Origin of the sequence: Pseudonocardia humida, from assembly GCF_023898865.1 — a bacterium.
Taxonomy (GTDB): domain Bacteria; phylum Actinomycetota; class Actinomycetes; order Mycobacteriales; family Pseudonocardiaceae; genus Pseudonocardia; species Pseudonocardia humida.
Genome location: NZ_JAGSOV010000034.1, coordinates 212380 through 229218, shown reverse-complemented (window position 1 = coordinate 229218; position 16839 = coordinate 212380). Strand labels below are relative to the sequence as shown.

14 protein-coding genes are annotated in these 16839 nt (G+C 75.4%); 8 read left to right on the top strand and 6 right to left on the bottom strand.

What is annotated here, in order from left to right; all coding sequences use genetic code 11:
- Positions 1 to 38 precede the first annotated feature (38 nt).
- Positions 39 to 764 (bottom strand): zf-HC2 domain-containing protein, encoded by a 726-nt coding sequence (locus tag KDL28_RS15660; protein WP_252439202.1) that lies wholly within the window; start codon positions 762 to 764, stop codon positions 39 to 41.
- 68 nt (positions 765 to 832) lie between these two features.
- On the opposite strand from KDL28_RS15660, the gene KDL28_RS15655 reads away from it, so the two are divergent.
- Positions 833 to 1411, top strand: coding sequence for a sigma-70 family RNA polymerase sigma factor (locus tag KDL28_RS15655; protein ID WP_252439200.1), 579 nt, complete (start codon positions 833 to 835; stop codon positions 1409 to 1411).
- 126 nt (positions 1412 to 1537) lie between these two features.
- Positions 1538 to 2143, top strand: coding sequence for a DJ-1/PfpI family protein (locus KDL28_RS15650; protein WP_252439198.1), 606 nt, complete (start codon positions 1538 to 1540; stop codon positions 2141 to 2143).
- On the opposite strand, the gene KDL28_RS15645 is transcribed toward KDL28_RS15650, so the two are convergent.
- Positions 2144 to 2743: an SRPBCC domain-containing protein gene (locus tag KDL28_RS15645; RefSeq protein WP_252439196.1), complete on the bottom strand. Its 600-nt coding sequence runs from the start codon at positions 2741 to 2743 to the stop codon at positions 2144 to 2146.
- A gap of 205 nt (positions 2744 to 2948) precedes the next feature.
- The gene (locus KDL28_RS15640) at positions 2949 to 6017 is read right to left on the bottom strand and encodes a GGDEF domain-containing phosphodiesterase (protein ID WP_252439194.1); all 3069 of its coding nucleotides are present in this window, start codon (positions 6015 to 6017) and stop codon (positions 2949 to 2951) included.
- A 256-nt stretch (positions 6018 to 6273) separates the two neighbouring features.
- On the opposite strand from KDL28_RS15640, the gene KDL28_RS15635 reads away from it, so the two are divergent.
- From KDL28_RS15635 to KDL28_RS15615, 5 genes are all read left to right on the top strand, one after another.
- Positions 6274 to 6651, top strand: coding sequence for a VOC family protein (locus KDL28_RS15635; RefSeq protein WP_252439192.1), 378 nt, complete (start codon positions 6274 to 6276; stop codon positions 6649 to 6651).
- 855 nt (positions 6652 to 7506) lie between these two features.
- The gene (locus tag KDL28_RS15630) at positions 7507 to 8421 is read left to right on the top strand and encodes a hypothetical protein (protein ID WP_252439252.1); all 915 of its coding nucleotides are present in this window, start codon (positions 7507 to 7509) and stop codon (positions 8419 to 8421) included.
- 5 nt (positions 8422 to 8426) lie between these two features.
- Positions 8427 to 8990, top strand: coding sequence for a DJ-1/PfpI family protein (locus KDL28_RS15625; protein ID WP_252439190.1), 564 nt, complete (start codon positions 8427 to 8429; stop codon positions 8988 to 8990).
- Between the two features lie 266 nt (positions 8991 to 9256).
- Positions 9257 to 9439: a hypothetical protein gene (locus KDL28_RS15620; protein ID WP_252439188.1), complete on the top strand. Its 183-nt coding sequence runs from the start codon at positions 9257 to 9259 to the stop codon at positions 9437 to 9439.
- A 110-nt stretch (positions 9440 to 9549) separates the two neighbouring features.
- Positions 9550 to 10320: a hypothetical protein gene (locus KDL28_RS15615; RefSeq protein ID WP_252439186.1), complete on the top strand. Its 771-nt coding sequence runs from the start codon at positions 9550 to 9552 to the stop codon at positions 10318 to 10320.
- Positions 10321 to 10346: 26 nt separating this feature from the next.
- Here KDL28_RS15615 and KDL28_RS15610 read toward each other — a convergent pair whose 3' ends face one another.
- Both KDL28_RS15610 and KDL28_RS15605 read right to left on the bottom strand, forming a co-directional pair.
- Positions 10347 to 11216, bottom strand: coding sequence for a PrsW family glutamic-type intramembrane protease (locus KDL28_RS15610; protein WP_252439184.1), 870 nt, complete (start codon positions 11214 to 11216; stop codon positions 10347 to 10349).
- A gap of 213 nt (positions 11217 to 11429) precedes the next feature.
- On the bottom strand, positions 11430 to 12509 hold the full coding sequence (locus KDL28_RS15605; RefSeq protein WP_252439182.1) for an alpha/beta hydrolase: 1080 nt from the start codon (positions 12507 to 12509) through the stop codon (positions 11430 to 11432).
- 60 nt (positions 12510 to 12569) lie between these two features.
- On the opposite strand from KDL28_RS15605, the gene KDL28_RS15600 reads away from it, so the two are divergent.
- Positions 12570 to 13520, top strand: a complete 951-nt coding sequence (locus tag KDL28_RS15600) for a DMT family transporter (RefSeq protein WP_252439180.1) — start codon at positions 12570 to 12572, stop codon at positions 13518 to 13520.
- Here the strand turns inward: KDL28_RS15600 and lysS are convergent.
- On the bottom strand, positions 13418 to 16828 hold the full coding sequence (gene lysS, locus KDL28_RS15595) for a lysine--tRNA ligase (RefSeq protein ID WP_252439244.1): 3411 nt from the start codon (positions 16826 to 16828) through the stop codon (positions 13418 to 13420). The two genes, KDL28_RS15600 and lysS, sit on opposite strands and share 103 nt — an antisense overlap.
- Positions 16829 to 16839 lie beyond the last annotated feature (11 nt).

Sequence of the window (16839 nt, the reverse complement as noted above, 5' to 3'; positions counted from 1 at the left end):
CAGCGGGCAGCCCGGCCCGCGGACCTGCCGGTGCGTGTTCAGGCGGCGGGGCGGTGCGCGGTGGGCCGCAGGCCCCGGGGGCCGTCGGGCCGGGGCAGCTCGGAGCGGCGCGGGTCCGCGCCGGTCGTGGTCCGCTCGGAACGGCGTCGTGGACGGCGCCCACCGCGGCCCGGGCCGCCCCGGCGCCGGAGCAGGATCAGCACCAGCCCGGCGACCGCGAGCAGGTGGGTGGCGAGCCGCTCCGGCGCGACCCGCCCGGCGGCCAGGTCGAGCGCGCTGAGCGCGGCGAGCACGGCGACGAACGCGGAGAGCAGCGGCACCAGGCCCGACAGCCGGTCACCCCGGACGGACGCCGCCCACAGGAAGCCGACGCCGAGCGCCACGTTCCAGGCCGCCCCCTCGTGCGCCATGTGCGCCATGCTGGCGCCGGCCATCCCGCCGTGGTCGGCGCCGGCGGCACCGACGACGGCGGCGAGCGACAGCGCCAGCTGCCCGACGCCCACGGCGTAGAGCGCCGACCGCACCGCCGTCTCCGCCCGGCGGCGGGGCGGTGGCGGTGCCGCGGCCAGCACGGCGGCCGCCAGGTCGGGCCCCGGTTCGGCCACTCCCGTGCGGGTCAGCCGGGTGACGCGGGCGGCCCGGTCGGCGAAGGACCGGCAGTCCGGGCAGCCGGGCAGGTGCGCGGCCACCTCCCGCTCGTCGTCGGCCGACGCCTCCCCGTCCAACTGCGCGGAGATCGCCTCCCGGCACTCGTCGCACCCCATACCCCCATGGTCGCTCGACCGGCCCGACGGGTTCCCAGCGGCCCACGGTCGGGCACTACCCTCGCCGCATGGGCGAGCGAGTCGACGACGCGCAGGTCACCGCCTGGGCCACCGCGGCGGGCGCGGGCGACCGGGATGCGCTGGCCGCGTTCGTCCGGGCCACCCAGCGCGACGTGCACCGGTTCGTGGCCCACCTCAGCTCCGCGCGCGAGGCCGACGACCTGGCCCAGGAGACCTACCTGCGGGCACTGCGCGCACTGCCCGGGTTCGCCGGCCGCTCGTCGGCGCGCACCTGGTTGCTCGCGATCGCGCGCAACACCGCGGCCGACGCCGTGCGCGCGGCGATGCGCCGCCCGCGCACCACCGGCGTCGACGACTGGGACGCCGTGGGCGGGCGCGGTCGTCCGGTGCACTCCGCGGTCGACGAGGCGGTGCTGCTGCGCGCCCTGATCGCCGCGCTCGATCCCGACCGGCGCGAGGCGTTCGTGCTCACCCAGGTCCTCGACCTCGGCTACGCCGAGGCCGCCGAGGTGTGCGACTGCCCGGTGGGCACCATCCGGTCCCGGGTGGCGCGGGCGAGGGAGGACCTCGTCGAGGCGATGGACGCCAGGTCCGCGCCGCACCGCCACCGCGCGGGCGGCGGCTGACCGGCGACAGCCCGCACCCGTCGGGGAGCGCCCGGGAACCGGGCCGGGGTGCGGGACGACCCAGTGGGTGTCGCCGCGCTCGTCAGGGCGTGGCGCACCCGCTCTGCGGTCGACCAGGGGAGAAGCATGGGCAACACGATCGGGATCACGGTGTTCGAGGGGGCCGAGGAGCTGGACTTCGTCGGTCCGTGGGAGGTGTTCACGGCCTCGGCCGGGCTGCTCGAGCGCGCCGGTGCGGATCCGGACCGCGTCGTGCTGGTGGCGGCGGACACCGGTCCCGTGCGGTGCGGGAAGGGCCTGCGGGTGCTGCCCGACGCCACGTTCGCCGACCACCCGGCGCTGGACGTGCTCCTGGTCCCCGGCGGCCGGGGGACGCGGCGGGGAGCGGAGGACCCGCAGCTGCTCGGGTGGATCGCCGCCACGGCCGCCCGCGCCACCTGGGTGACGAGCGTGTGCACGGGGTCGCTGCTGCTGTTCGTCTCCGGCGTGGGCAAGGGCCGCCGGCTGGCCACCCACTGGGGGTTCGAGGACCAGCTGGCCGCCTTGGGCGCCGACGTCGTCCGGGATGCGCGGTGGGTGCGGGACGGGAACGTGGTGAGCAGCCAGGGCGTCTCGGCGGGGATCGACATGTCGCTGTGGTTGGTCGGCCAGCTGCACAGCCCGGCCCACGCGCGGGCGACCCAGCGCTTCATGCAGTACGACCCCGCCCCGCCCTACGCCGCGGACGTCTGATCAGCGGGTGGCGTGGTACCGCGCCTCGGCCTTGGCCCATTCCGGGGCGCGGAACGTGGCGAGCCGCATCTCCTCCGCTTCGTCGAACTCGTGCCATTCGACGCCCGGGCGGTCCGGCAGGACCCCGCGCAGGTACTCGCCGAGGTAGTGCAGCGGAGCCTCCCAGCCGAGCGCCGGGCTGTAGGTCCCGGCTTCGGGGTCGAAGTGGAAGACGTCGGCGACCGACGCGTGCTCCAGCTCCAGCCAGGTCGCGTTCGGGCCGTCGGCGGTCAGCCGCACTTCCACCTGGTCGCCGTCGTCACGACAGCCCGGCGGGACCCACTCCACGCGAAGCAGGCGCGGGGCGTCGCAGACGAGGATCCGGCCGCTCGCCTGCCCCTCGAAGGCGTACGTGCCGCCTTCGCGCAGGTCGCCGCGGAGCGGGAGGAAGAAGCGGTCGATGCGTTCCGGTGTCGTGATGGCGCTCCAGACGTCGGCCACGGGCGCGTCGTACCGACGCTTGAGCACGGCAGCACGGGCGAGGCCCTGGGCGATCTCCCGGTCCCGCAGGCTCCGCTGCACGAGCGCCAGGCTCGTGTCCTCGCCGGCGATCTGGTTCATCTCGTCTCCTCCATCAGGCGGGTGGGGTTGTGGTCGTCGACCACGTGCCACTGGTATCAGCAGCACTTGATATTAGTAAACTCTTATGTTTAAGCGTGGATCGCTGCGGTCGCAGTGACCACGTCCGCCGCTACGGCGCCCACGATAGGCAAGTCTGTACTTGCCTGTCAACGACGGATCATGCGGTCGAGCGTGCGTCGAGGGATCAGCCGGCGGCAGCGGTGACGGACGTGGCGTCGTGCAGCCAGTGCCGGGCGTCGTCGGCGGTGATGGGGGGCGAGAACAGGTAGCCCTGGGCGAGCCGGCAGCCGACGAGCAGCAGTGCGTCGCGTTGCGCGGGTGTCTCGACCCCCTCGGCGACGACCGGCAGGTCGAGGGCGTGGGCGAGGTGCACGATCGTGCGGACGAGGGCGGTCTGGCGCGAGGAGCTCTCCATGCCGTCGACGAACGAGCGATCGATCTTCAAGCTGTCCACGGCGTGGACGCGGAGGTAGTCCAGGGAGGCGAAGCCGGTGCCGAAGTCGTCGAGGGCGATCCGGACGCCGTGCCGGCGCAGGGCGGCCAGGTTGGCGGTCACCTGCCGGTCGTCCGCGAGCAGCGCGGTCTCGGTGATCTCCAGGACCAGGTGGTCGGCCGGAACGCGGTGGCGGGCCAGTGCGTCGAGCACCTGGGCGACGAAGTCCGCGGTCCGCACCTGGTGGGCCGAGACGTTGACGTTGACGCGCACGGGGTGGCGCAGCGGTTGCCGGTGCCAGTCGGCGAGGTCGGCGAGAGCCCGGTCGAGGACCCACGCCCCCAGCGGCAGGATCAACCCGGTCTGCTCGGCGACGGGGATGAACTGGGACGGGGGCACGACCTGGCCGCGCGGGTCGGTCCAGCGCACGAGCGCCTCGAACCCGATCGTCCGGCCGCCGCCGAGGTCGACGATGGGCTGGTACTGCACGCGGAACCCGCCCGCGGCGAGCGCCTCGCGCAGCTCGGTGCGGACCGCGACGCGGTCGAGCACCGCCAGGCCCATGTCCGCCTCGTAGCGGCGCCACCGGTTCTTGCCGCCCTCCTTGGCCGCGCGCAGGGCCAGGTCGGCCCGGCGGAGGAGCTCGGCCGGCCCCACCGCGTCGCTCACGCCGGTGCTGTCGGTGCCGGCCAGTCCGACGCTGACCGAGATGGCCAGGCCACCGGCGGCGGCGATCGGCGCGTCGAACGCCTCCACCACGTGCTCGGCGAGCTGCTCGAGGTCGTCACCCTGCTCCACGTCGTCGACGAGGACGGCGAACTCGTCACCGCTGAGCCGGGCCACGGTGTGCGGCGGCTCCAGCATGTCGGTGAGCCTGCCGGCCACGGCGAGCAGCAGCTCGTCGCCCACGGCGTGCCCCATGGCGTCGTTGACCAGGCTGAAGTCGTCGAGGCCGAGGAGCAGTACGCCGGCCCGGACGTGGTTGCCGTCCGTCCCGAGGCGGGAGAGGGCGCGCTCGACGCGGTCCTGGAACTGCACCCGGTTCGGCAGGCCGGTGAGCGCGTCGTGGAAGGCGCGGTCGGCCAGCTCGCGCTGGAGGCGGCGTTGCTCGGTGATGTCGCGCAGGGTGAGCACGATGCCGCGCACCGAGGGATCGGTGCGCAGGTCGCGGTAGGACACCTCGACCTCGATGCGGGTGCCGTCGGTGCGGACGACGCGGTAGTTGCGGGTGCTGTACTCCGAGACGCCGGAGCGTGCCGCGAGCATCAGCGCGTGCTCGGCGGCCCCGCGGTCGCGGGGGTCGACCAGGTCGAGGATGTCGGTGCCGACCAACGACCCCGGCCCGAGCACGGTCGGGGTGGACGGGCTGGCGTCGCGGATGCGCCCGTCGTCACCGACGATGAGGATCACGTCGTTGGTGTGGTGGACCAGGGCGCGGAAGTACGCCTCGGTGTCGCGCCGGCTCATCTCCCCGACGAGCCGCACCCGCTCCACGGCGAGCGCGGCCAGCGACGCGAGCACGTCGAGGGCACCTCGCAGGGTCAGCAGGACCGGCTCGTCGGCCGCGACCACGAGCCACCCCGCAGGGGACGCCCGCTCGGGGTGGTCGCGCAGCACGAGCGGGCAGACGAGAGCGCAGGGGAAACCGCGTGCGACCTCGGCGGCGGAGTCGTCCAGCTCGGCGGCGCTGCGCAACTCGCTCGCGGCGGCGGCGTCGAGCGGTGCCCGGGTGGGGACGTCGGCCGGTACCAGCAGTGCTGCGCGGTGCGCTGCTCCCGGTGGGACCAATCGGGCGACGAGACCGCGGGTGGCCGCGGCGACGGCGTCGAGGTCCGTGGCGGCGACCAGCGATGCGCCGGCCGAGCGCAACGTCCGTTCGCGCTCGAGTGCCCGGGTGTGCCGGGCGACGACCCCGGACATCCGCAGCAGTACGAGCAGGAACAGCGCCGTGGAGCAGAGGGCGATCATCAGGCCGTGCCGGACGGTGCCGGTGAGCGCGTCGCCCAGCAGCGCCGCGGGGACGACGAGCGAGGTCGCCATCAACAGCGTGAGCCGGCGCAGGTCCAGTTCGGCGGGCAACTGCCGGCGGGAGACGGTCAGCTCGGCCATCGTGGGGTGCAGCGCCGCGGCACCCCACGCGCCGTAGAAGACGATCCAGCCGAGGTCGTAGGGGCCGCCCACCTGCCACGGACCGTCGTGCTGGCGCAAGCCGTGGAGCACGTCGGAGACCAGCATCCCGGCGGTGCCGACGGCCAGCAGCAGTGCGGCGGGCCGGCGGCGGTCGGTGATCAGCAGCCGGGCGAGCACCGCCAGCAGCAGCACATCGCCGAGCGGGTAGGCGATCGCGATGGGGCGTTCCGGCCAGCCCGCGCCGGCCTCGTGCACGTGGGGGTCGATCAGGAAGATCCACAACAGCGGCGCGACGGCGACGGTGAAGCTGAGGGCATCGAGCAGGCTCGCCCGGTCCCGGCCGCCGGTGCGGTGGCGCACCAGGAGCAGCAGCGCGGCCGCGGCGAGCGGGTACATCGCGATGAACAGCGCGTCGGCCGCCGACGGGAGCGCGTCGTTGCGCCCCAGCACCGTCGTCAGCAGGTCGTTGAGCACGTGCCCGGCGCCGAACATCGCCAGCGCGAGCGCGAGCAGCCACCACGCCGCGGGGTGCGCCGGTCGATGCCGGACGATCCCGTACGCCACCGCGGCCAGGCTGCCCAGTGCGAGCATGCTCCACGACCCCATGTGCCAGGCTGGGAAGGCGTGCACGGCGAGGCCACCGGCGAGCACCCACGTCCCGTAGCCGGCGAGCACGGCGTTCGACCGCATCGGCCTCCTCCTCACCGGCCCTGCCCTGTCCGCCGACACCGAACAGACACGTGGGCGATCAGACTGCCATCACGCCTGTCGGCACGGCAGTACGCCACTCGATCGGGAGCGAACGGCGAGGGCGCGACCGAGGTGACGGCAACGCCGGCCAGTCCGGCCCGACCTCCCCTCCTGCTCAGCTGGTGGCCGGATCGGGTAGGTGGGAGCCGGCGCGCCGGTCGTTGCGGAGCGTCCGCGTCGGCGGCAGAGTCGAGACGTGATCGACCACCTCGGCATCAACTGCGCCGACCTGGCTGCGGCCACCGCCTTCTACGACAGGGTGCTCGGTGTGCTCGGGCACCGCAGGCTCATGGACTTCGGCACCGCCGTCGGCTACGGGACGAGGAAGCCCGACTTCTGGGTCGGCACGTTCGACGGCGTGGGTCCGAACCGGGAGACCCACATCGCCTTCGCCGCCCCGGACGCCGCCCACGTCCGTGCGTTCTTCGCCGCTGCCCTGGAGGCCGGCGCCGAGGCGCTGCACGAGCCGCGGTTCTGGCCGGAGTACCACGAGCACTACTACGGAGCATTCGTCCGCGACCCGGACGGGAACAACGTCGAGGCGGTCTGCCACACCGCCCAGGAGGGCGACTGACCGCGCCACGACGGCCGATGTCGCGACCGGCTGACGGGGCCGCCCGGCGGCGGTGCCGCGAGCGGTCCCGTGCGCGGGAGCCTGAGCACGGGCCGGGCAGGGCGCGGTCGGGCTCAGCCACCGATCCAGGTGATCGACACGGACCCGTCGCCGCCGCCGTTGGCCGCGGCGGCCGAGACCCCGCTCGCGTCGGGGCTGGTGTAGGTGCTGCCGCCGCCGGCGCCGCCGCCACCACCGAAGCCGCCGTTGCCACCGCCACTGCCGCCCCCCAGCCGCTCCCGCAGCCGCCCCCGTCATGGCCGTGGCCGCTGCGCGTCGCCGCGGCGAAGGAGGAGCCGGTGCCCATGGCGCCGCCCCGCCGCCGCCGCTGCCGACCGCGACCACGGTGCCGTCGAGCTGGACGGAGGAGGCGCCGCCGCCCCCGCCGCCGTCGGAGCACCCGGCGTCGCCACCGGTCGCCGCCCCGCCGCCGGGGGTGGCGTCGGTGGCCGACTGTCCCACCGTGACCGTCAGGGTTTGCCCGGCCGAGACCGTCCAGGTCCCGGACGCCGCGGTGCCGTAGCCGCCGCCTGCGGGGTCGGCGGCGCCGCCCTGGCCGCCGGCGACGCCGAGCCGCATGCCGGTGACGCCCTCCGGGACGATGATCGTCGCGGGCTGCCCGGTGTATGGCGCAGTGCCAGCCCGCGGTGCCGAGCTCGCCGCGGCGCTCGCGGTCGGGGACCTGCGGGTCGGCGACCCCTCCAACGGGCGGCGCGGCCGTTGGAAGGACGTTGGCCGGGCGTTGGAGCCGGCGTGGGCATCGTCGGGACCGGTCGAGGCAACAGTGCCCGCCACGCAACCGAACGGACCTGACCCATGATCCAGACACGACGTCCTCGCCTGCCCATCCACCGCGTCGCAGGCGGTGCGCTCGTCGGCGCACTGCTGTGCGCCGGCGCGCTGACGGCCTGCACCGGGGCCGCCGCCGCCGACCTGCGCGACGACCTGGCCGCGCCGGCACCGCAGACCGTCGCCTACAGCGGCGCGCCGGTCACCGTCACCGTCCCGGCCGGTGTCGGCTCCGTGCTGATCGAGGCGACCGGCGGGAGCGGCGGCCTCGGCGCCTCAGAGACGAGCGGGAGCTGCCCCACGGACCCGGCGACGCACCCCGGCGGGAAGGGCGCCACGGTCACCGGCACGGTCGCGGTCACCCCCGGGCAGACCCTGGAGATCGCGGTCGGCGGCGCGGGGCACACGAAGGGCTGCTCGGGAGCGACCGACTCCGCGGGCGGCTGGGGCGACCCGGACGGCTTCAGCCCCGGCGGCGCCGGGCGCACCGGCTACTCGGGCACCGAGGTCGCCAGCGGGGGCGGCGGCGGGGCGACCACCGTCTCCCTGGACGGCGGGTTCGTCCTCTCCGCCGGTGGCGGGGGCGGCGGTGGCGGTGACGGCATCGACGAGGGCGGCGACGGCGGCGCGGCCGGGCAGACGCCGGCCGCCGGGTCCGCGGGCAAGGGCCCCGGTGCCGGCAGCGGCGGCCGCGGCGGGTCGAACAGCGGCAACCCGGCGGGCTCGGGCGGCCACGGCGGCTGGAGCGGTGGCGAGGGCGGCGGTGGCGGTGGCGGCGTGTCCGCGGGCGCGGGCGGCGCCGGGGGCCAGGTCGGCGGGGGCGGTGGCGGCGGCGGGGGTGCCGGGTCGTCGGACTACAACGACGGTGTCCTCACCGGAGCGACGGTCGCGACGGCGGGCGGTCCCGGGGACGGCTCGGTCACCCTCACGTGGCAGGCGTAGGTCCGATGACGCTGAGCACGATCGGCATCCTGCTGTTCGACGGTGTGGAGGAGCTCGACGTCGTCGGACCGTGGGAGGTCTTCACCGCGTCGTCGGCCCTGCTGGAACGAGCCGGCGCGGTGCGGTGCCGCAAGGGCATGCGGGTCCTGACCGACTTCTCCTTCACCGACCACCCGCCGCTCGATGTCCTCGTCGTCCCCGGTGGCGACGGCGTGCTGCTCGGGGTGCAGGACCCGGCGCTGCTGCGGTGGCTCGCCGAGGTGGGCGCGCGGGCCCGCTGGGTGGTGAGCGTGTGCACCGGTGCCCTGCTGCTGCACGCCTCTGGCCTGGGGAAGGGGAGGCGACTGGCCACGCACTGGGCGTTCGAGGACCGCCTCGCGGAGCTCGGCGCCGAGGTGGTGCGGGACGCGCGATGGGTGCGCGACGGCAACGTCGTGAGCAGCCAGGGCGTCTCCGCCGGCATCGACGTGGCCCTGTGGCTCGTCGGCCAGCTCCACTCTCCGGCCCACGCGCGGGCGACCCAGCGCTACATCCAGTACGACCCGGCGCCCCCGTACGCCGACGGGTGAGTCCCGCTTCCAACCGCGCTGCAACGGCCGCGGGTCGGCGTTGGAGCCGGATTCAGGCGGGGAGGGGACTGTCGTCGCACTGCGGCCGCGCACCAGCGGCCCCACCACCGGAGGTGACCGTGTCCGTCCCGACCCCAGCCTCGGCGCGGGCGGCTCCGGTGGCTGCACGGGCGACACCCGGTCGCCGTGGTGGCCGGGCCAGGACGGCGGGCACGGCAGCTCCCCGCTGGGGCGGGAAGGGTGGAGCGGCGTCCGGCGAGGCGGCCGTGGCCGGCGGCCGCGGCGAGGGCGGCTCCGGGCTCGGCGGCAACGGGGGCGGCGGGGGCGGCGGCGCCGGTGGCTCCACCACCCAGGACATGACCGGCACCGCCGTCACCTGCCGCCGCACCGCCCCGGACGGGCCGTCGATCACCGGCGACGGCCGGGTCGTGCTCACCCCCGCCTCCTGACCGCTCCGGTCCCCGGGTCCGGTCCGCGCGGGTCCTGGACGGTGGACACGTCGGCGGAGAGTGCGCGCGGTGTCCCCCCGCATGTCCGTATCAAATGCGACGATCGGGCTATGACCGCTGAGGTCACGGCAGCGACGTGGGAGGCACCGATCGACACCATCGACCGCCCCATCGTGGCGTGGACGCTGGCCGCGTTCCTGGTGACCTTCGTGCTCACCCGGGTGGTCACGCGGCTGATCAGGGCCGGGCGCGGCCCGTTCCGCGACACCACCGTGGGCGGGGTGCACATCCACCACCAAGTCTACGGCATCTTCCTGCTGCTCGGCGTCGGCCTGCTCGAGCTCGCCTACCGACCGGCCAGCCCGTGGTTCGAGGTGCTGGCCGTGCTGTTCGGCGTCGGGGCGGCGCTCACCCTCGACGAGTTCGCCCTGTGGCTGCGCCTCGACGACGTCTACTGGGGCCCCGAGGGCCGCCGATCGGTGGACGCCGTGCTCATCGCGTCGGTCATCGGCGCGCTGCTGCTGCTGGGGTTCTCCCCGTTCGACGACGACGCCGGCGACAACCGGGTGATCGCCTCGGTCGTGCTCGTCGTCGACATGCTGTTCGTGCTCGTCGCGATCCTGAAGGGCCGCACCCTGCTCGGCGTGGTCGGCGTCTTCGTCCCGGTGCTGGCGCTGGTGGCGGCGGTCCGCCTGGCCCACCCGCGCTCGCCGTGGGCGCGACGCCGCTACCGACCCGGCTCCGCCCGGCTCGCCCGGGCCCGCCGCCGCTTCCCCGAAGGACGGCGCAACCGCTGGGACCCGCTGGTCGACCTGTTCGCCGGGCGCGGCCCCGCCCCCGACCCGCCGAGCGGGCCGGGGGCGGGGCCACCCGGGGACTGAGCGGCCTCAGACCGCGGTGTAGCGGGTCATCGCGCGGTCCGGGAGTAGCGGAGGGTGTAGTGCGCGGCGTGGTGGACGGGGCGACGGACGTGCGCGGTCCGGTGCACCGCCCAGCCCAGCGCGGCCAGGCCGACCACCGCGACGACCGCGGTGCCTGCCATCGTCGTGCGGCTGTCCCACAGCGCGTGCAGCGTGACCGCCAGCGCGGCCGCCCCCAGGAACCCGGCGGCCCTGCGGACCGCCCACCCGGACTCCGCCGCCGCGTACAGCGCCGCGACCGCGATGCCCGTCCACGCCATGTGCCCGGCCGGGCTCATCAGCCCGCGCAGCAGCAGCACGTCGACCGTGGCGGTGACGCTGCCCTTGGACTGCAGGAGCGTGGTGAACGCGTAGCCCATGGTCTCCAGCGCGGCGAACCCGGCGCCGGCGGCCACGCCGATGAGCAGCCCGTCGGCCCGCGTGCGGTAGCGGGGGAACAGCACCAGCACCGCCAGCGGCACCAGCAGCTTGCTGCCCTCCTCGATGAGCCCGACCCCGGCCATCGACAGCACCCCGAGGTCGCGCTGCGCGTCGAACTCCAGCGCCCCCGCGGTCACCGTGCCGACGACCCCGCCGAGCAGGGCCGATCCGGCGATCACGACGGGGCTCACCCGGTAGACGAGCCGGCGCCCGTAGACGAACGCCAGGAACGCCGCCGGAACGATGGCCGCGCCGAGCAGGATGGCCGTCGGCACGAGGTGGGGGTTGTCGGTGGCGACGAGCGTCCGCTCGACGGCGGAGAAGAGGGCCGTGCCGACCACCAGCACTGCCAGCCACCCGTGGCGGCGCAACGCCGACGGGCCGCGGGCGGCGAGGGGCGGGGGCGGGTAGGAGGCGCGGCGTGCGGGATAGGTCATCGGGTCCCTCCGGGATGAGCGGCCGATCGGCCTGGAGCTGCGTGCCCCGGAGGGTGCGTCGGCGCGCTTCAACTCAGCTCCAACAGGGGTTGGAGCCGCACTCGGGGGTGTCGGAGCAGCCGAGCCGGCCCGCGCCGGCTCGGTCACACGGCCGGTGGCCGGCACGGTGAGCACGCGCTGGGCCCAGAGCCGCTGACGGCCCATGAAGCCAGGTCACGCAGGGGCGCAGGCGGCGGTCTGGGACGGGTCGGGCGGTACCAGCCCGATCCGGGCGGCGAGGAACGGCAGGGACTCGCCGAACGCGGCGGACCACACGTCGAAGGTGTGGCCGAGCCCGGGCATGGTGACCAGGCAGGTCTGCACGCCGGCCGCGCGGGCCAGCGGGGCGAGCCGTTGCGCGGCGGCCAGCGGCTCGGCGTCGCCCGTGCCGACCTGGAACCACCCGCCCAGGTCGGGGAAGCGCTGGGCGCCCAGCAGCGCGGCCGGCTCGTGGGCGGAGAACTGCGCTTGGGAGCCGCCGAACAGCTGGGTCACGGTGTCGGCGGTGTCGTCGTTGGTGTCGCCGACCCGGGGGCCGGCCAGGCCGCCGTAGTCGCCGAACGCGGCGAACCCGTCCGGGTGGCGCAGCGCCAGCACGATCGCGCAGCTGCCGCCCTCGGACAACCCGGCGACGGCCCACTGCCGCCCCGGCGGGGCCGTCCCCAACTGCTGCTGCACGGCCGCGGGAACGTCCACGGTCAGGTAGGTCTCGGCCCGGCCCAGCGGGCTGTCCACGCACTCGGTGTCGCCGGTCAGCGAGCCGTTGATGTCGGGCATGACCAGCACCGGGGCCGTCCCGCCGTGCTGGGCGGCCCAGGCGTCGGCCGTGGTCTGGGCGCCTCCACCATCGGTCCAGCTGGTCGGGTCGCCCGGGGTGCCGTGCAGCAGCATGATCACCGGCAGGGCCGGGCGGGGCCGCGCGAACCAGGCCGGCGGCAGGTAGACCACGGCCTGGCGCGGGGTGAAGCCCGAGGTCGTACCGGGCAGGTCGAGCGTGATCACCTGACCGTTGGGCGGGATCCGCCCGGAGCCCGCCTCCGCGGCGGCGAGCGTGCTCGAGTCCGGGCCGGTGCCGCCGAACGCCTCACCCACCGTGGCGAAGTAGCCGTAATGGGCGTTGACGCCGACCGCGGCGCTGGCCAGCGCGAGCAGGGCCGTCGCCGTCGCGGCGAGGACCCGGGTCGCCACACGTCGGGCCCGGCGGACCGCCAGGTAGAGCACCACCAGCGCGATGACCGCCGGCACCGCGCCCACCGGGAACCAGCTGAGCAGGGAGGTGGTGCCGAGCGCGTCGATCCGGCGATCATAGGTTCGGTGAGCTGGTTGGCGGCAGGCCTTGCGCTGGTCGCCGCAGCGCTGCTGGCGGTGGCCACCGTGGCCCAGCAGCGGGTGGCGGCGACGGTGCCCGACGACAGCGCCCGCGGGCTCGGCCTGCTGCGGGTGCTGGTGCGCCGCCGGCTGTGGTGGTACGGCCTGCTCGGCGACGGCGGCGGGTACGTCGCGCAGGCGGCGGCGCTCGGCGTCGGATCGGTGCTGCTGGTGCAGCCGCTGCTGGTCACCACCTTGCTGTTCGCGCTGCCGCTCGCCGCCCGGTGGGCGGGCCGGCGCCCGGGTCGCGCCGAGCTGGGCTGGGCCGGCGCGCTGGCGGTGTCGCTGGCGGTGTTCGTGGTGGTCGGCAACCCCACCGACGGCGTCGACCGGGCTCCCGCGGGGGACTGGCTGCCGCTGGGGTCGGTGCTGGTCGCGTTGTTCGCCGCGGCGCTGCTGGCCGCGGCGCGCACCCGTGGGACCCCGCGGGCGGTGCTGCTGGCCGGGGCCACCGCGCTGTGCTACGGCGCGGCCGCGGCGCTGACCAAGGGCGTGCTCGGCGAGTTCGACGCCGGCGCGCTCGCCGTGCTGAGCAGCTGGGAGCTCTACGTGCTGGTCGCCGTGTCGGTGGCCGGGACGCTGCTGCAGCAGTCGGCGTTCCAGGCCGGCGGGCTCGGGGCGTCCCTGCCCGTGATGACCGTCGGCGAGCCGGTGGTCGCCGTGCTGATCGGCACCGCCGTGCTGGGCGAGCAGTTGCGCGCGGACGGGCCGGAGTGGGTGCTGATCGGGCTGCTGGTGGCGCTGATGACCCTGGCCACCGTGGCGCTGGCCCGCGCCGCGGCGCCCACCGGCGGTCAGGCCGCCGGCCGCGACGGCGACTCCACACCGCCCACCGCGCGCGGCACCAGCAGCTCGCCCACGACCGGCAGCGCCAGGAAGCCCTCCGCGCCCGCGTAGAGCAGCCCGACCCGCGGCAGGTCCGCGGCCCGGCGGTAGGCCAGCACCCGGGGCAGCCACTCGGGGTCGAACTTGGCGTTGAAGTCGTGCAGCGACCGGATCTGGAAGAACGGGTTGAGCACACCCACGGCCCAGCGGGCGGCCCGCTGCGCCGCGGTGGGCGCGAGCTCGTCGTCGAACAGCCGCCCCCACATGGCGAAGTTCATCGACAGCCTGCGCACGCCGCGGGCGCCCAGCGCCTGCGCGGTCGAGGCGATCAGGAACTCGGTCATGCCGTTGGGCGCGCCCGGGTCGTGGCGCATGAGGTCGAGCGTGTAGCCGAACGAGGACCCGAAGGCCGGCACGACCCGCAGGAACCCGCCGGGCACACCGTCGGCGTCGAGCGCGACGCAGAGCAGGAACTCCGGGTTCGCCCCGGCCCCGGCCACGTCCTGGGACAGCGACATGGTGAAGCCGCGTTCGGGGTTCTTCCCCCGCCACTTCGCGCTGATCGCGTTGAGCTGCTCGACCAGCCGCGGCGACGCGTTCGCCTCGGTGATCATCTGGAAGGTGTACGCGCGTCCGACGCGGCGGACCGCGGCCCGCAGGCCCTTGCGCCGCGCACCGCCCAGCCCGAACGCGGCGCAGTCCAGGACCGCCTCGTCGCCGAGGTAGAAGTCGCTGAACCCGCGGGACGCGTAGAGGGGCATGCTCGCCTCCCGCACGGCCAGGAACGCCGGCTTCCAGGCGTGCTCGTCGCACACGGCGAGGAACTCGTCGAGCACCCGCACCACCGACTGCCGCGCGCCGACCGGGTCGCCGGAGACCAGCGCGTAGCCGCCGATGTAGGTGTAGGCCAGGAACGCCTCCCCGTCGGAGGAGAAGAAGAAGCTCTTGTCGTCGCGCAGGGAGAAGTAGGCGAGGGTGTCCCAGCCGTAGGTGTGCACGAGCCGCTCGGCGTGCGCCCAGTCGTCCTCGGTGTGCGGACGGCGGGCCACCAGCGGGCGGAACAGCAGCAGCGCCAGTATCGCGATGCCCACCACGCCCAGCACCACCAGCACGGTCGGGAAGTAGAGCGCGAAGAACGGCGAGCGGTAGGTGTAGGGCCCGTCCAGGCCGACCAGCCCGCCGAGGATCGCCTGCAGGCCGCCGCCGACGCTGAGCGCCGGCTCCAGGTGGTCGCGCTCGACCCACAGCGCCGCGAACCCCACGGCCAGCACGGCGACCAGGTAGACCGGCACGAACCGGACCAGCCGCAGCAGCGAGGGCGGGTCCGCCCTGGCCCGGAACGCGTCCCGGTGCCAGACGAGGGCGACGAGCATCGCCGCGCAGATCAGCACGGCCACCGGGTCGGGCCCCTTGAGCAGGTGCGCGACGCCGGCCACCGCGAACACGACCACGGCGACGCGCCAGGCCGCCCGCTTGCGCTTGCCGAGCTGGTCGGCCAGCAGGAGCAGCAGCAACCCGATCACCACCGAGAGCACGTGCCCGGCCACCGGCACCCACAGCGGCCCGAGCTCGACCTCGCGCGGCATCCGGGAGTGCACGAACGGGATCTGGGTGATCAGCTGCAGCAGCCCGGCGGCCGCGGTCAGCACGGCGAGCAGCCGCACCGCGACCCGCCCGGTGCCGCGCGCGGGCGCGGGCGGGGGGATCGGGTGCGCCGACGGCGCCAGGTCGGGCAGGGCGACCACCGACGCCTGCGCACCGCTCGTGCCGCCCGGCGTCGGATCCGCGGTGGCCGCGAGCGGCGGCGACGGGACGGGCAGGGGCGTGGGCGGCACGACCGCGCGCGGGCCGCCGCGGGGCCCGCCACCGGGTGGGGTGAACTCCGGGCGCAGGGTCGGGAACAGGATGACCTCGCGGATGGAGTCGACGCTGGCCAGCAGCATGACCAGGCGGTCGATGCCGATGCCCAGCCCGCCGGTGCACGGCATGCCGTGCTCCAGGGCGCGCACGTAGTCCAGGTCGATGTCGCCGGCCTCGGGGTCGCCGCCGGCCTTGGCCCGCGCCTCGGCCTCGAACGCGGCCAGCTGCTCGACCGGGTCGTTCTGCTCGGAGTAGGCGTTGCACAGCTCGAACCCGGCCACGATCAGCTCGAAGCGCTCCACGTAGTCCGGGTCGTCGCGGTGCGCGCGGGCCAGCGGGGACACCTCGCGGGGGTAGTCGATGCAGAAGACGGGTCCGACGACGTCGTGCTGGACCTTCTGGTCGTAGACCTCCTTCATCAGCCGCCCGGCGCCCCAGCCGCGCTCGTGGTCCAGGCCGAGCCGGTCCAGCACGGCCCGGGCCTCCTCGATCGCCATGCCCGGGTGCATCGCCTCGCCGGTCTTCTCGGCGATCATGTCGGCGAACCGGACGCGCGGCCACGGCCCGGCGGCGAGGTCGATGGCGTGCCCGGCGTAGTGCACCACCAGGTCGTCGCCGAGGGCCGCGCGGGCCGCGGCCCGGACCATGCCCTCGACCAGGTCCATCATGTCGTGGTAGTCGGCGAAGGCCTGGTAGGCCTCCAGCATCGTGAACTCGGGGTTGTGCCGGGTGTCGACGCCCTCGTTGCGGAACACCCGCCCGATCTCGAACACCCGCTCCATCCCGCCCACGATCAGCCGCTTGAGGTGCAGCTCCAGCGCGATCCGCAGGTACATGTCCAGGTCGAGGGCGTTGTGGTGGGTGAGGAACGGGCGCGCCGCGGCCCCGCCCTGGATGGAGCCCAGCACCGGGCCCTCGACCTCGGTGAAGCCGTGCTCCTCCAGGTGGTGGCGGATCGCCCGGATCGCGGTGTGCCGGATCCGGAAGACCTCCCGGGTGCGCGCGTTGGCGGCCAGGTCGACGTAGCGCTGGCGGTAGCGGGTCTCGACGTCGGTGAGCCCGTGGTGCTTGTCCGGCGCGTCGCGCAGGGACTTGCCCAGCAGCGCGAAGGACTCCACGCGCACCGACAGCTCGCCGCGCCGGGTGGTCATGACCGTGCCCTCGACGCCGACCCAGTCGTCGCGGTCGAGCTCGTCGAAGTGGCGGTGCTCGTCCGCGCCCAGCACGGCGGTGTCGACGAACAGCTGGATCGTGCCGGTGCGGTCGCGCAGCACGGCGAAGGTCAGCGCACCCTGGCGGCGCACCAGCTCCAGCCGCCCGGCCATCCGGACCCGCTGGTCGGTGGCCGTGTCGGGGGTGAGGCCGCCGTGCGCGGCGCGCACGGCGGCGGCGTCGTGGTCGGTGGGGTAGCGGTAGGGGACCGCACCCCGGTCGCGTGCCTCCTGCAGCACCCGCGCGCGGCGGGCCCGCTGACCGGACGTGGACTGATCGGAGGAGCGCGCTGAGGCATCCGGGCCCATGGTCACGGCGA